8 protein-coding genes and 1 pseudogene are annotated in these 16297 nt (G+C 32.8%); 1 reads left to right on the plus strand and 8 read right to left on the minus strand.

All coding sequences use genetic code 11. The features are described 5' to 3' along the window. The 7 genes from Q5O73_RS06505 to Q5O73_RS06535 all read right to left on the minus strand — a co-directional run. Positions 1-5053, minus strand: a 5053-nt coding sequence (locus Q5O73_RS06505) for a DUF6531 domain-containing protein (RefSeq protein WP_302669304.1), incomplete at its 3' end; no start/stop codon positions are given. Further along, positions 5041-8235 (minus strand): PKD domain-containing protein, encoded by a 3195-nt coding sequence (locus tag Q5O73_RS06510; protein ID WP_302669305.1) that lies wholly within the window; start codon positions 8233-8235, stop codon positions 5041-5043. The genes Q5O73_RS06510 and Q5O73_RS06505, both read right to left, overlap by 13 nt. Before the next feature lie 256 nt (positions 8236-8491). Then, positions 8492-11113, minus strand: a complete 2622-nt coding sequence (locus Q5O73_RS06515; protein WP_302669306.1) for a hypothetical protein — start codon at positions 11111-11113, stop codon at positions 8492-8494. Positions 11114-11341: 228 nt separating this feature from the next. Continuing rightward, the gene (groL, locus tag Q5O73_RS06520; RefSeq protein WP_021952982.1) at positions 11342-12964 is read right to left on the minus strand and encodes a chaperonin GroEL; all 1623 of its coding nucleotides are present in this window, start codon (positions 12962-12964) and stop codon (positions 11342-11344) included. A gap of 17 nt (positions 12965-12981) precedes the next feature. Next, a complete protein-coding gene (groES, locus tag Q5O73_RS06525) occupies positions 12982-13266 on the minus strand; it encodes a co-chaperone GroES (RefSeq protein ID WP_021952981.1) in 285 nt (94 codons plus the stop codon). Positions 13267-13406: 140 nt separating this feature from the next. Beyond that, on the minus strand, positions 13407-14297 hold the full coding sequence (locus Q5O73_RS06530) for a DNA-3-methyladenine glycosylase (protein ID WP_302629452.1): 891 nt from the start codon (positions 14295-14297) through the stop codon (positions 13407-13409). Positions 14298-14307: 10 nt separating this feature from the next. Beyond that, positions 14308-15102: a Cof-type HAD-IIB family hydrolase gene (locus Q5O73_RS06535; RefSeq protein WP_302629451.1), complete on the minus strand. Its 795-nt coding sequence runs from the start codon at positions 15100-15102 to the stop codon at positions 14308-14310. 178 nt (positions 15103-15280) lie between these two features. On the opposite strand from Q5O73_RS06535, the gene Q5O73_RS06540 reads away from it, so the two are divergent. After that, on the plus strand, positions 15281-15946 hold the full coding sequence (locus Q5O73_RS06540) for a hypothetical protein (protein ID WP_021952978.1): 666 nt from the start codon (positions 15281-15283) through the stop codon (positions 15944-15946). 76 nt (positions 15947-16022) lie between these two features. Here Q5O73_RS06540 and Q5O73_RS06545 read toward each other — a convergent pair. Then, a pseudogene (locus Q5O73_RS06545) lies at positions 16023-16297 on the minus strand (glutamine--tRNA ligase); the annotation flags it as partial.

The raw sequence follows: 16297 nt of genomic DNA on the forward strand, positions 1-16297 counted from the left end.
CATTAAGCATTGATGCATTTCTAATATCTCCTTTGACGGCATCTCTTGTTGTAAAACGTTTTACTGCACTGTCATATGTTCTGTCAGATGCGTAGTATTTATCAGTAATGTCATCATATAAATATGTTGTATAATGCCTGCTTAAATTTTCAACCATGTCACTGTAGGCACTGCTGAGTGAACTGCTGATATTTGTTGTCACATTTTCCCATGCATCATACCATGAATTGGACATGTCACTTCCCTTTTTATTTTTAATGTTGGTAATGCTTCCCAGACGGTCAGTGTGAACATACGCGTTTTCGGTAATTCGTAATGGTTTCAACAGTTTTCCAAACAAACTACTGAAAGCACCCTTATTAAGCATTCCGGAAATTGACGTGTATTTGCCTGAATTCATTGTAACACTAATTAATTCATTTCCATAGACATATCTTTCATCATTTTTTAACGTAGTTGTTTTAATTAACTTGTTTTTGCTACCATATTTCTTTGATAATGAATAGTTTTGCTTAGTCTGACAAAATGAAGTTGAATACAAAACGGCGTCATTATCACTATTTACATTGTTTGTATATTCATAAGATACTTTTGAACCGTTACATATAACGTTTTGTCCTATTAATGCTTCATTTCCATCATATACATAATTGGATTTTCCCTTTATTTTTCCCTGCTGACTTACATAGGTATCGATTTTGCCATAATTATTGTATGTGTATGACTTTGTTTTAGAAAGCTTATTTCCGGCATATATTTTCTCATTAATAAGGTTTCCAAGAGCATCGTAAGAATATTGGGTTTTATCAACTTTTTTATTAACCTTTAAGTTGCGCCTTTTTTTCTTAGAGACAGTTCTTTTCAGATTAACAGTTGTCTTTTTGGCACTTAATAATTCGTTTAAATTGTTGTAAGTATATGACGTCGTTATGATATCTGAAATGTTTTTCTCTTTGTTATATTTTAATTCACTGATGAGATTTCCAACGCCATCATATGCGTAAGAAATTGTCTCTGTTTTCTTGCCTTTTCTATTGCTGCTTCTTGCAATTCTATTCAAACTGTCATATTCATAATTTGTGATATTACCATTTTTATTATCAGCTAATTTGGTAATATTCCCCTGTTTGTCATATGAATATGTATATAAAGTTTTCTTAGAATTTGATTTTTTCTCTTTTTGAGCTATTTCAATAACGTTTCCTTCAGCATCGTATTTTCTGTATTCATTAACACCATCAGGAGTAGCTATTTCCTTAACATTTCCAACGCTATCATATATGTAATTTGTTACACCGTTTTTGTCTGTTACAGTCTGAATATTATTAACGTTGTCATAGGTATAGATTGTTTTACTATTATCAGGGTATGTTATAGATGACTCATTTCCAACCTGATCATAGTCGTATTTTACTGTGTTTCCATTTGAATATTTTACACTTTTTACTCTGCTTAGTAAGTCAAGCTCATAACTTGTCATTCCGGTATCATCTGTCATTTTAACAAGTGATCCTTTTTTATTATAGGCATAAGAAACCACTTTGCCGTCACTATACTTAATATCAGATACAAGGTCTAAATAGTTATAATGATATGTTGTGGTTTTGCCCTTTGCATCAGTTTTGGTTTTTAAGTTACCATTTCCGTCATAAGTATATGAAGTGCTTTTTCCGTCATTGTCTGTTTCTTTAACCAACATATTGCGACTATCATACTTATATGAAGTTATTTCCCGGGTTTCTTTCTTATTCTTTGTGCGGTTTAACACAGTTTGAATAAGGTTTCCTTCCTTATCATACCTGTATGTTGATATATTTTTTTGCGGGTCTGTTACTTTAATAATATTACTGTCACAATCATATTCATAACTGGTGATATTTCCATTCTTATCTGTATGCTGTATTAAATCTCCTTTTTTATTGTATTTGTATAATTGTGTATTACCGCGTTTGTCTTTTTCTGAAATCAAACGGTTCATTTTATCATATGTGTATGTAGTTACTCCGGCAGAATTTTTTTCTTTTATAAGATTTCCATTTCCATCATATTCGTAGTAAGTTTTATTACCCTTTCCATCTTTTTCAGAAATAATATTTCCACATTTATCGTAACTATAGCTTACTTTGTTACCTTTGGCATCCTTTACAACCGTAACCTGATTTTTGTCATTATAACTATAGGTTGTATTGTTGCCTAAAGCATCGGTTATGTTAATTATATTTCCCAATTCATCATAATTGTATTTAGTTTCAGCACCGTCAGCAGTAATAACTTTCGTAACATTTCCCAATGAATCATATTCATATGATTTTTGAACTATATCATTTTTTACTTCTGTAGTAACTCTATTTAGTTTGTCATAAGAATATGAAGTTTTATTACCGTTCATATCTGTATAGGAGACAGTATTTCCTGCCCCATCATATTCAAATTTCTGAGTTTTACCTTTGGCATCTGTTATTTGAATAAGTCTGTTAGAAGAATCGTATTTATAATGTGTTTCATTTCCGTTGGCATCTGTTATTTTTACTGTGTTTCCGTTTTTGTCGTATACTACATCTGACACATTGTCTTTTGCACCTGTTATTTTGACTACATTTCCTAACTTGTTATATTCATATTTTTCAGTAAAACCATTTACATCTGTTACAGATGTTACAAGATTAATGGCATTATATGTACGTTTTTCAATGCCACTATCTCCATAAATTGTTTCTATAAGATTACCTACTTTATCATATTTGTACTTTGTTTCATTGCCATTTTTATCTTTTTCCGAAATTTTTCGGTTTTCTCCATCATAAGCATATGATATGCAAAAACCTCTTTCATCTTTGACTTTTAGAAGATTACCATTTGCATCGTAGGAATATGAAATATTACTTCCATCGTCATTATTACTTGAAATAATATTTCCCATGGAATCATAAGTATAGGATACACTTCTTCCGTTTTTATCTGTTGTTTTAGATATTTTGCAGTTTTTGTTGTACTCATATCTGATATAATTACCTTTTGAATCAGTTATTTTAGTAAGATTGCCCACTGCGTCGTATTCATAAAACGATTTTTGTCCAACTGCATCTGTTTCACTCACTAACCTGCCAAGGCTGTCATATTCATATTGTGTTTTATTACCATTTGCATCAATTTTATATGTTTGATTGCCGTTTGCGTCATACTGATAATGAATTGTGCTTCCGGCAGCATCCGTTTCAGACAAAATATTGCCTTTATTGTCATAGGTAAATAACTTTGTATTCCCCATGTTGTCCGTTTCTGAAATCTTTCTCCCCTTATCATCATACTTAAATGATGAGATATTGTTTTCATTATCTTTAATACTTATAATATTACCATTTTTATCATAATCATATGTTTGACTGTTTCCTAATGCATCTGTTATTCCCACTATATTACCATCACCATCATATGTATATGTGGAAGTATGTCCGTTAGCATCTGTTACCACTGTCAGGTTACCGTTTGAGTCATACTGATATTTAGTAGTATTATTCAATGGAGATGTTGAAGATTTAAGGTGATTTTGTTCGTCATAATCATACAAAGTTTTATTTCCCAGTTTATCTTCTTCGTATACTGTATAACCATTACTGTTATAACCATATTCTTTTGCTTTTCCATCAGCATCAGTTTCACCTATAAATTTCCCGCCGGCGGTATAATTGTATTTTGTTACATTCCCCATTGCATCTTTAGATGAGATGGTTTTACCCTGTAAATCATATGAAAGATATGTTTTATTTCCCACCGCATCGGTAGTCATAATGCAGTTACCACGTTCATCATATGATAATTTTGACACATTTCCCTGAGAATCACGCTTTGATATGCAATTACCCATTTTATCGTATTCAAATGCCGTAACATTCCCCATGGGGTCTGTTATAGATGTAATATTTCCATTGGTATCATAATCATATTTAATTGTACCACCGTTTTCATCCGTTTCACTTATAATTCTGTTATTTTCATATGTACATACTTTATTGGTTCCGTCAGGATACAATGTTCCAACTAAATTATTATTTTCATCATATGAATAGTAAGTTATTTTACCCTCGCCATCTTTTCCTGATATAATCTGATTAGCTTCATTGTATTCGTATGAAGTCACTCCATTATTAGATATATCTGTAATTATTTGATTTTTTTCATTATAAAATACTGCTTTGAAGTAGTTGTTTTCTCCTTTACATTCATTATATCTTTTAATAGGATCATAGCTAAATGTGTATTTTCCACCATCAGCAAGTTCCTGCTCAGTAACACGTCCGTATTTATCATAGGTATTGCTTATTGTCCATACACCATTAAAATCACGTACTTTACATAAATATCCATTTTCATCATATTTATATGCTGAGACATTACCGTCAGCATTTGTTACACTGGTAAGTTTATCACTTTCATAGCTATATAAAGTGCTATAACCGTTTTTGTCATGTATTTTTGTAATATTTCCATTTTCGTTCCATTCAAAATACAGTGTACCGGATGCACTATACACTTTTGATATTTGATTGTTTGTATATTCAATTTTTTCATTTCTGTTCTTATCACCAGCTATTTCAATTAATCTGCCTGATTTATCAAAATAATATCGTTCATTATTTTTTTGCTTTAAAACATAGCCACCTGCCGCATATTCTAACGTTAGTTCTGAGCCTTCTTCTGACTGAAACCTTCCATTTTCTTTTTTAAATTCAATTTCATATCCTCCCGGCATAGATAACCGGCACATATTTTCACCGTCAGATAACTGATATGAATAATTATCAGTCCATACGTTATCTGATTTTGAATTATAATATCTTTCATATGTAAGCGGATTTTTCCCGTTCAGTTTCATGTCGGTATAGCTGTATTCAAAACCACCTGTAAGCATATTAACAGGATCTGCCCCTGTGGTTTGTTTTTGATACGAATACTGCTTTTTGGCATATCCGCCGGAAAAATTGTCCAGAATTATTATCTGATACGGAATGGAAGCTCCTGTCATGTCCATTCCAATATTTTTCAGTTCCAGCAATTCAGAATCATTTTCTGATAAAAGGATATAAAGTGATTGCTTTTAATTACAGCCCTTTCTCCCGGTTTCATTTCCTTGACAACACTCTCATTCCTTCCTTCCATTCTGCATGGATAACCATCTAAGTTAAAATTAACATCATATAATGTTCTTGGAGAAACATTCATGTACTCAAAAGTCACTTCATAATTGCTTCCATTCCGTAAATAACGGTTTACAATTATGTTTAAAAACAAAACATCATTTGAATATACATATACAGGTTCTGTTGTTGAAAAAACCGTGTTAAATTTCTGCGGCTCGATATCAGGTGAAACCATGCTTCCACTAACGCTAACATCGAAATTATAAATGCCATCTTCATCTCCACGGACATACCAATGTTTTGATACCGAATCCCCGGGATTAATTTTTCCCATATTTACTGTCTTTGTATTTGTTTTACCTTCCTGCATGTCAGCCAAAGAGAGACCCTTAGGTAAATTAAGTGTGGCTGTTACATTATCCATGCATTCAACTTTTGAATTATTAATTACAAGAAGCTCCACATCAAAAATCTGTTTAAGCCAGCTTACTCCACCTGTAATTAAATATACATTATTTGCTACCTCATATATTGTTTTGCCGGTGTTATTTTCTTTTTTTATTGTTTTGCCGCTTCCGGTTTTATATACAATGTATTCGCCGAAATTCAAGGTTAAGGTTTCTTTTGTTACTTTTCTATTCGCTAAATTGGTTGTATCTATACCTGCCTTTTTAATTTCTTCAAGCGAAAGTTCTTTAACGGTTAAACTTCCACCAACTGTATCGTAAGTATTCAGTGGAATTTTGATATTCTTACCTTCATTTCCAATAACAATTGATGTGGAACGGGAATAATAACCATTACAATATACTATTGCCGTATATTCACCAGGCATAAGGTAGCAATTGAACATCCCCTTTTCATTTGTTTTTCCTTCAATTGTTTTTGTTGTATCATCTTTCCATATTTCAACATATGCATTCTTTATCATCTGTTCCGTATCTGTGTCTAATACATTAACAATTGTCTTTTGGCTTTTTTCAGGTATACCCTTGATTGTTATTTTACATGTGGTTTTTGAAACATTATTTCCTTTGTCTGTTACAGATAGCGATACAGTGTATGTTCCCTCATCCGCATACTTATGAGTTACATTTATTTCATGACTTTTTGTTCCATCACCAAAATCCCAGTAATAACTTTTAATTCCCTTATCATCTGTGGAATTTTTTGCTGAATAACTTATATTTTCATTTACTTTTGCAACGGTTTGAGAACTGGTTATCACTGCATTAGGTGGCAAATCTGCTGTGTTTAAAGTTATTTCTACATTTTCTACTTCTTCCTGATCGGCAATTACAAAATTTCCTTTCATGCTTCGATCGTATTCATAACCTGATAGAATACCAGACATTAAAAAATAATATTCACCTCTGTTTAATCCGTTAATAACTATATGCCCGGTATTATCACTTTCTGCTGTTGTCCCCAGTTTGACGTTTTTCTTATCATTATATTTTTTATAAATATCAAGTTTTAATCCAACTATTGGCTTTTTATTTTCGTCAACACATTTCACCGTGACATTTTTACACTTGGAATTTATAACAATGTCATTATTTTTTACCAAAATATCATTAATATCCGATATGTTTTGGGAATTTTCAAATTTAAATATTCCATTTTGTACTGCTGAAAACGCATCGATACTACTGTTTTGTGTAGAATATCTAATCAATGTCCGATTTTCACTTAAATTATCTTCACCTATTGTGATGTTTATGGCGCTATGAACCCCGGTATGATACAAAAGATTTTCAGCAACAGTTATGTATTGATCTTTTGTCAGGTATATCTGGTCTGAAATGTTTGCATTTTTATTTAATGTAATTTCCCCATTTTGATATATTCCCTTGCCACAAAAAGAATCTACACTGCTCTTTTTATCAGTATCATTATCCGCTATTGTAACATCGTCTAACAATAATTTGCCGGAGTTATAAATGGCACCGCCGTTTGCCCCCACATTCTTAGTTAATTCTAATTGTTCAATTTCCACATCCGCTTTATCACCTATGTATAATCCGGCACCATTGTCCTTACCATTTAAACCGGTAATTATATTTTTTTCGGTTTTCACTTCACCTGCATATGTGTTATATGTACCAGGTCGTTTTATAATTGTTTTACCACCATTTATGGCAAGACCATCGTTATTGTTATCTTTTTCCCCTATTATAGATAATCCTGATATGATTTTGTTTCCGCTACCGCCTAAATACATTCTAAAATACCCTGAATCATCCTTTTTAGCAGTAATTTTTGTATTATATATTTCGATATCTTCAGATGAGTCCACAAATAAATCATTTCCGACATACCCCATTTGTTTTTCATTCCATGTGTCATAGTTCCCTGATAATGTACAGTTATTTATAAATAATTTACATTTTGTAACATTTATTCCTGCACCCATTTCAAATGTTTTATTATTTTCAATGGTAACATTTTCTATATAAGCTTCTCCGGTAGCTTCAATTCCACCACCGCTAAATGTGGAAGAATTGTTACATACATTACCACCATATAAATATGACTTTCCACACATGTATACACCGCCACCCTTTGAAAGATAGGTTTCCACCGAATTATAACTAATATAACTATCTGAATCCATTCTCATACTACCGGAATCAAGAGAAACTGTTGAATCATAACCTTTAAATTTGGTTATTGAACTATTAATAAGTTCTATTTTTCCCTTTATTTTTAATGGCGATACACTATATTTTTGTCCACACTTATCACCATCAACAGTTATGTTACATAAAGAGATTTCGGCATCTTTTTCAACCAAAAGAAATGCTGCTGTATCTGTTACACTAATTGTAACCTGTTCTTCAGCAACAATATTTACTTTGTTTTCACTTTTTATGGTGATTTGATTTTCCACTACGGTATTCTCATACAAATAAATTGTACTGTCTTTTTGAGTCTCCTGAGCCTCTTCTATTGCCGTCTCAAGATTTTCATAATAGTTTCCATTAAACATTATTGGTCCGCTATGGTCAAAGGCTTTTGCATCAATGGTTCCTGATATTAATGTCAAAATGAGTAATAGTGAAACAGTTTCTTTAAATTTTCTTTTAAATTTCATAATTCATCCTTGCGCACAGATGTGCTCCCTTTCTCTTTCAATTTCCTGTAAAATAAAAAAACTTATTTAAAACAATCGATTGGATTATCCTAAATAAGTTAAATAAATCTTATGATAAGTTTATCATCCGCCCGTGTTTTCCGACTTCACTATGTTATCACATTAAACCCATAGTGTAAAGCAAAATATAAAAACACTTTTATTTGAAATAAAAAGAAGCACACAATAATCAATATCATGTGCCTCTTTAATAATCTTATTTAATTTTTACTGTTTTACAGTAACTTCCATAATATGTTTTTCTACCAACTTTTTTCAAAGCTCTTACTTTAACATAATAGGTGCTGTTATTCTTTCTCTTAAATGTAAGTTTTGTTTTCTTAATGTTTTTTACAGTTTTGCCTTTAAACTTTTTATTTGTAGAATATACAACCTGATATCCTTTAGCTCCTTTTACCTTTGCAAACTGAATATTTACTTTCTTCTTTGTTGCTTTTTTCTTTGTAATTTTTGTTTTTCCAGGAACTATTTTAAATGTAACGTAGTCGCTTTCCCTAAAGTTTCCGATACCATTTATAATTATTTTTGATGTTCCAATATCTTTATTGTTTTTGTATGTAACAGTATAATCTGTTCCTTTACGTAATGTGATTCCTTTATACTTAACCGTTACCTTACGTTTTATGGCTTTTCCGCTGTATGTCAGAGAATTTGTGGCTACATTAATTGATGTTGACCATATACTCTTTTTAGCTTTTGTACCTGTCTTATCACATACGGCCTTGCCGTTAGAATATGACATAATCTTGCACATTTCACTTGAAGTATATACTCCATATCCGCTTTTATTTATGGCATAATCTATACCACCATTTCCACTCAAACTATATGTACATACATTAGTAAATTTAACACCCGGTGTATCAGGACATTCCACGGCAGACTTCAAGAAACATGTAGCCGCCTGATAACATGAATAAATGCCAATTCCATAGGCTTCATGAGTTTTTACATTTGAAGAAACCTTATAATCAGTATATCCATATGAGCCCTTTGCATTCCATACATTCTGGGATGTTATGTCATAAGGCAACTCACTTTGATACATATAACACTTACCACCGTTACCATTCCATATTGTCTGATATTTTTGGAAGTGTTCTACCATAAGTCCGTAAGTTGTAACATTGTCACCATTTATTATTACACCGGTATCAGCTGTGTTTTTATTCCAGCCTACACCTGCTCCATGATCTGCTCTCCAAACCCAGAAATTGTCGCCTATTACGTCGCTGCTGTTAATTATAACACATGTTGTAACCTTTCCCGGATTTGAATCTGCTCCACCTACTCTGTAAAAGGTATCACTTAACAAAATAGGGTTATCCTTATGAGATGTTTTATCTCCAGATGTTCCAACTGTTAAAAGTGCAGATGATTTCTTTGCTCCTGCATCAAATAATACGCCGGCTATTTTTACTCCTCCTACATTTGAAACAGTCATACACTGATTTCCATTTACAGGTTCCAATGTTGCATATCCCAATCCTAGAACAATAGTGTTTTCATTAGTTATATTAATTGCCTGGGAAAGATTATATATTCCGGGAGTAAGTATAAGGTTTTTGCCTGTTTTTAATTCGTCGTTAATTTTTGTTGCACTATCTGATGGCTTAGCAACATAAAAACGGTCAAGGTCTATGAATTCGCCTTCGTTTTCATTTGCCCATGAAACACCTGTAGAGTTTTTTCTAACTGCCGGTACATATACACCATATTTTCCATCATCATTTTTCATTAAAAACGGCTTTTCCTGACACTCAGGAGTTTCTGAAACCTTGGTGTAAGATAAATACGGCCACTCACCGTTTGGGCCATTGCTGATGTTTGTTTTATCGTATAATGATGCAACGCTACATCCTACAAAAACGTAATTCCAAACGCTTCCATCCCATCTGTTCATTTCGGTATTTCTAGAAATCCACTGTTGCTGTGAACCTGCTGATATTCCTGCTTCCGTATCAATCTGCTTACCTGTTTTCTGGTCTTTATAAGTGTATTTTCTTCCTGCAACTTTTGTGTCTGCAAGAAAACCACCACTGGCATAACCACCCTGATGATGCAAATCAAGATTACCTTTAATATTCATTCTTCTCATAGAAGTAGCCTGAGAAACAGCCCACATGGTGCTGTTCGCTGTTGTAGTAAGATTTTCTACTGAACGCCAGAAATTGCAAAGGGCATTATAATTTACTGAACCGTCATATTTTTTACCTTTCATCCATTCAGCCTTACAGTTTATATTACCAATTACAGTATTTTCCGGTGAAATGCCAAGTCCTGCAACCTGCGTGTAAAATCCAACTTCCACATTAATATCTTTACTGTAATTTCCCGGTGCAAACATTAATGCATTTCTGTCTGAAATAAATTGTCCTGCTTCTGTTTTCTTATAAATATTATTAATGCATAACTGTATTTCTGATGTACTGTCTGTAGGTTCAAAAATATTAGTGTTTAAACCAAAAGTCTGTATTTCATATGAAATAGGGGTTGAAAGTTCATATTCCTTATCTGAAACATATGATACTTTATAATATTCGCCATTGTAATCAGTGTCTGTATATGCAGAATCTGAAACAGTGGCAACTTTACTGTACTTTGCATATCGGCTTTTTGCCTTATAAATATTATAAGAACCTCCACTTAGTTTGTCCCATGTTATTGTACATGAACCATTGCTGTTTTCCACAAATTTTAAATTTGTAATCGGATTAGCATTAAGCTCTAAAGCCTTTACAGGCATAACCGACACACCTGATACTACTAACGCAAGTACCAGCATTAATGATAAAATACTTCTTTTAATACCTTTCATTATATTTTCGCTCCTTTAATTTAATATAAATAAATTGTATCATATATGCTTTGTCATTCCAATAATAAAATTGTTTTTATGTCCTATTTTAGGCACTTTTTAAAAAATTAATACCTAAGTAAAAAATGGTGTATATTTATCATTTTTACATCAAAAAAAGGCCTACGGGAAACATATCATGTTATCCCATAGGCTTTTTTTATCTGCTACATAAGTAGCAATTATTAATTACATCATTCCCATTCCAGGGTTTCCGGCAGGCATAGCCGGTGTATCTTCTTTAATATTTGCAACAACTGATTCTGTTGTAAGTAATGTACTTGCCACACTTGTTGCATTCTGAAGAGCACTTCTTGTAACCTTAGCCGGATCAAGAATTCCTCTGTCTACCATCTGAACATACTCGCCATTTAATGCATCAAATCCTGTTCCAGGTTCTGATTCTCTTACCTTATTAACAATAACTGAGCCTTCAAGTCCTGCATTCTGGGCAATAGTGAAAAGTGGAGCCTCTAATGCCTTAAGAATAATAGAAGCACCTGTCTTCTCATCACCTTCTAATGTATTAACTAACTCAGCAACCTTCTTTGATGCGTGAATGTATGCTGAACCACCACCTGCTATAATACCTTCTTCTACGGCAGCTCTTGTAGCATTTAATGCATCTTCCATTCTAAGTTTGTTTTCCTGCATTTCAGGTTCTGTAGCAGCACCAACTCTGATAACTGCAACACCACCTGCTAGCTTAGCAAGTCTTTCCTGCAGTTTCTCTTTATCAAATTCTGATGTGGTTTCTTCTATCTGGGTTTTAATCTGGGCAACTCTTGCTGCAATTTCATCTGAATTACCAAGACCATCAACGATTATGGTATTTTCTTTTGCAACCTTAACAGATTTTGCTCTACCTAAATCTTCAATCTTTGTATCTGCAAGAGATAAACCTAATTCTTCTGAAATAACCTGACCACCGGTAAGAATTGCTATATCCTTAAGCATTTCTTTTCTTCTGTCACCATATCCAGGTGCCTTAACTGCAACTACGTTAAATGTTCCACGAAGCTTATTTACAATAAGTGTTGTAAGGGCTTCACCCTCAACATCTTCTGCAATAATAAGAAGTTTAGCTCCTGACTGAACAATCTGCTCTAAGACAGGAAGGATTTCCTGAATGTTAGAGATTTTCTTATCTGTAATAAGGATATATGGATCATCCAGTGTAGCTTCCATCTTATCCATATCTGTAGCCATATATGCTGAAATATATCCTCTGTCAAACTGCATACCTTCAACAAGGTCTAATTCAGTTTTCATTGTTTTTGACTCTTCTATTGTAATAACGCCATCGTTAGAAACCTTTTCCATGGCATCTGCTACCATGTTACCAACTTCCTCATCACCGGCAGAAATAGCTGCAACCTTTGCAATCTGTTCCTTTCCTGTTACAACACTGCTCATATCAGCAATAGCATCAACTGCTACATCTGTTGCTTTCTTCATTCCTTTTCTTAAAATAATAGGATTAGCACCGGCAGCTAAGTTCTTCATTCCGGCATTAATCATTGCCTGAGCTAAAACTGTAGCTGTTGTTGTACCGTCACCTGCTACATCGTTTGTTTTAGTAGCAACTTCCTTTACAAGCTGTGCTCCCATGTTTTCAAATGAATCGTCAAGTTCTATTTCCTTTGCAATTGTTACGCCATCATTTGTAATAAGTGGTGCGCCAAAAGATTTATCAAGAACAACGTTTCTTCCTTTTGGTCCTAATGTAACCTTTACTGTATTTGCTAACTGGTTTACACCTGCTTCAAGAGCAGTTCTGGCTTCAGCGCCATATTTTATTTCCTTTGCCATATTAATTACCTCCAAAATTATTCAACGATTGCAAGAATATCTGACTGTTTTACAATTATATATTCTTCATCATCTAATTTAACTTCATTGCCTGCATACTTTGAAAAGATAACCATATCTCCAGGCTTAACATTCATAACAACTTCTTTACCGTCTACAACTCCACCGGGACCTACAGCAATAACTTCTGCCTGCTGTGGCTTCTCCTGAGATGTACTTGTCAATATAATTCCTGATTTTGTTTTTTCTTCCGGAGTAGACTGCTTTAAAACTACTCTATCTGCTAATGGTATTAATTTCATTTTTTAACCTCCATAATAACATTTCTTGTTAGCACTCCGCATATACGAGTGCTAACCAACTAACAATAATAGTAACACTTTTTTTGATTAATGCAATACCTAATGTTATATTTTTACAATTTATTAACAAAATAAATATTCTATTCATTTTTGTTTTTTCCAACTTTATTATCTCTTCCAAAACAAAACAGATATTGTTGTGCGTAGCCACCATATTCTCCATATAATTCCTTAGCACATTTTCCTATTATCTCCTTTGAGGTATCTTTTCCGTTAAAATATAAAGTCTCCATAATTCTTTTTATCCACACATCAATAGGAAATGCCTGCCTGTATCCCAACGAAAAAAGCATTACGCAGTTAGCAACTTTTTCACCAACTCCCTTTATTTCCATTAGTTTCTTTCTGGCATCTTCCTCCTTTAACATTCTAATTTCCTTTTCGTTTATGATGCCTGTAGAAAGCTTCTCAACTGCGTCTGACAAATAAGGTGCCCTAAAACCTGTTTTCATTTCCCTGAAATCTGCCTCGGTAATATTGCTTAACTGTTTCATATTAGGAAAGGAATAGTATTTTTCTCCATTTACCTCCCCTAAATAGTCACCAAAATTCTCACTGATTGTTTTCACAATATGTTTTATATGGGGAATCTGCTTATTTTGGGAAATTATAAAGGATATTAATGTTTCCACAAACTCCTGATTAAGAATCCTTACGCCGTTTTTTTCTTTTATCGCAGGCTCTAAGGTTTCATCACTTTTCAGAAGAAACTCCTTAATTTTTCCATAATCTCTGTTTAAATCAAAGTATGGTATCCATATATTTTCAACTTCATTAATTGTTTTATTAAGAAAAACAAGGTTGTTATCCTTTTCCATTATATGTAAAAGCCTGCCATAGGCTACTACAACATACTCCTGTTCATCCTGTTTATAAAATCTGAAGCATTGTCCACATTCTAAGGTCTGCTGTAAATCAAAATCACTAATTTCCTTTATTATTATATTATTTTTATCCTTCAGTATTCTCATATTACATCCTTTATATTAATTCAAATTTTTTTAATGCCTCATATATTCCACCCTTATCAAAGTCAGAAGTATGATACTTTGTAGCTTCCTTTATGGCATCATCACTATTTCCCATGGCACAGCCATACTTAACATATTTTAGCATGTCAATGTCATTTAAACTGTCACCGAAAGCATATGTGTTTTCCCATGGAATGTTTAATGCTTTAATTAATTTTTCAATTCCCACAGCTTTATTATATCCCTTTGGAACTAACTCCAATAAACTATGCTGATGAGATATAATGGTGTAATCATTTTCAAATTCCTTTATCATTCCCTCAGGATTACTGTGATTAGTAAATAATGCACTTACCTTAGATACATTTATTTCACTTTCATCTGTACTTAATATAAAATCCCCCATACTTTCTCTGTAAACATTATATACATGCTTTGTGGTTTCAGTTAAATCACTGATATCCCTTCCAATATAAATGTTGTCTCTTCCTTCAGCCACCGGAACAAAGCCATTTCTTACAAAGCCATCTATTACTCTTCTTGCCTCATTATTATTAATGGTATTGCAATATAGCTCCTTACCATCAATTTCCACATATGTTCCGGCACCGGCTACAATATCCCGAAATCCCGGAGCCATATGTTCTTTATAAATCATACACCTTGTTCGTCCGGTACATATAACCGGAATATGTCCCTTGGCCTTTAAAAGTTTAATTGCCTCATAAGTATCCTTTGGCATCCCTGTATCAAATCTATATATTGTTCCGTCAATATCGAAAAAAACTATTTTTCTATTATTCATATTAATCCTCTTTATCATTCTTTTTAAAATCACTTTTTATAGACTAACATTTTTGTTTTTTTTATTCAAGTAATGTTTTTTAATGTATTACTGCTTTTATTTCGGCTAAAATAGTATTATAATAAATGATAATAATTATGCTATTGCATAAAAATAAATGTATCGGAGGATTTTATATATGGGATTTTTAAAAAAGCTATTCGGAACCGCAGCAGTTGTTGGAGCCGCAGCAGGAAGTGCACTTTATGTAAAGAAACGCAAAGACACACGTGAAACAAAGGCAGATGATTTCGACGATTTCGATGATACAAAAGCCTTTGAATTTAACAAAAATGATGATTCCGACGGAAACACAAAAGTTACAATAACCATTAATAAAAAGAAAGTTAAAAAGGTAGCAGATGATACTGCTGACATGGTTATTGATGCTGCTGATAAATTAAAAAATACAGTTACTGATAAAATCGGCGAGGAAAACATTGATAATATAAAGGATAAAATTAACAATGCAACGGATTTCGCCAAAGAAAAAGCTAATGATGCTAAAGACATAATTGTTGAAAAAGTTGGTGAAGACAATATCAACATGATGAAGGATAAGGTTTCAACTGTTGCATCTAATGCTAAGGATAAGGTGAATGAAACTGTTGGTAAAATATTTAACGGTGAAGACGAAGATGAAGATATTTTTGAGGATGAAGATATAAATACTTCTTCTGACAATACACCGGACTTGGATGTTACTACAGATGAGGCAGAAAATGCTGAAACTGAAGATGATGTTACCATTGATGATGAGGGCGATGACGATGAATTTCTTACAGATGAGTTAAAGGATTTGTAAGAATTATGATTAATAATTTATAGTAAATAAAAAGGTTGTATCACAATTGATGCAACCTTTTTATTTACCGTATTTATTATTTTGGAAGTTTAAAAGAACTCTTTAACGAAACAATTCTGTTAAATACCGGATGTTCTTTTGTATAATCCTTAATATCTGCACAGAAATAACCCTGTCTCACAAACTGGAATTTATCCTCTGGCTTAACATCTGAAATGTTTGGCTCAATGTAACATTCCTTAAGAACTGTAAGAGAATTAGGATTTAAGTTAAGGGTTCCATCCTCATTTAACTTTCCTTTCTCTTCATCTACAATATTCTCATAAAGTCTTACTTCTGCCTTCACAGCAT

Origin of the sequence: Eubacterium sp. AF15-50 (assembly GCF_934835595.1) — a bacterium.
Taxonomy (GTDB): domain Bacteria; phylum Bacillota; class Clostridia; order Lachnospirales; family Lachnospiraceae; genus Eubacterium_G; species Eubacterium_G segne.

What these genes read in the sequence shown, in the direction of transcription:
- Q5O73_RS06540 (WP_021952978.1), top strand. Translation starts at nt 15,281, where the DNA reads ATGGGATTTTTAAAAAAGCTATTCGGAACCGCAGCAGTTGTTGGAGCC.
- Q5O73_RS06510 (WP_302669305.1), bottom strand. Translation starts at nt 8,235, where the DNA reads ATGAAATTTAAAAGAAAATTTAAAGAAACTGTTTCACTATTACTCATT.
- groL (WP_021952982.1), bottom strand. Translation starts at nt 12,964, where the DNA reads ATGGCAAAGGAAATAAAATATGGCGCTGAAGCCAGAACTGCTCTTGAA.
- groES (WP_021952981.1), bottom strand. Translation starts at nt 13,266, where the DNA reads ATGAAATTAATACCATTAGCAGATAGAGTAGTTTTAAAGCAGTCTACT.
- Q5O73_RS06535 (WP_302629451.1), bottom strand. Translation starts at nt 15,102, where the DNA reads ATGAATAATAGAAAAATAGTTTTTTTCGATATTGACGGAACAATATAT.
- Q5O73_RS06515 (WP_302669306.1), bottom strand. Translation starts at nt 11,113, where the DNA reads ATGAAAGGTATTAAAAGAAGTATTTTATCATTAATGCTGGTACTTGCG.
- Q5O73_RS06530 (WP_302629452.1), bottom strand. Translation starts at nt 14,297, where the DNA reads ATGAGAATACTGAAGGATAAAAATAATATAATAATAAAGGAAATTAGT.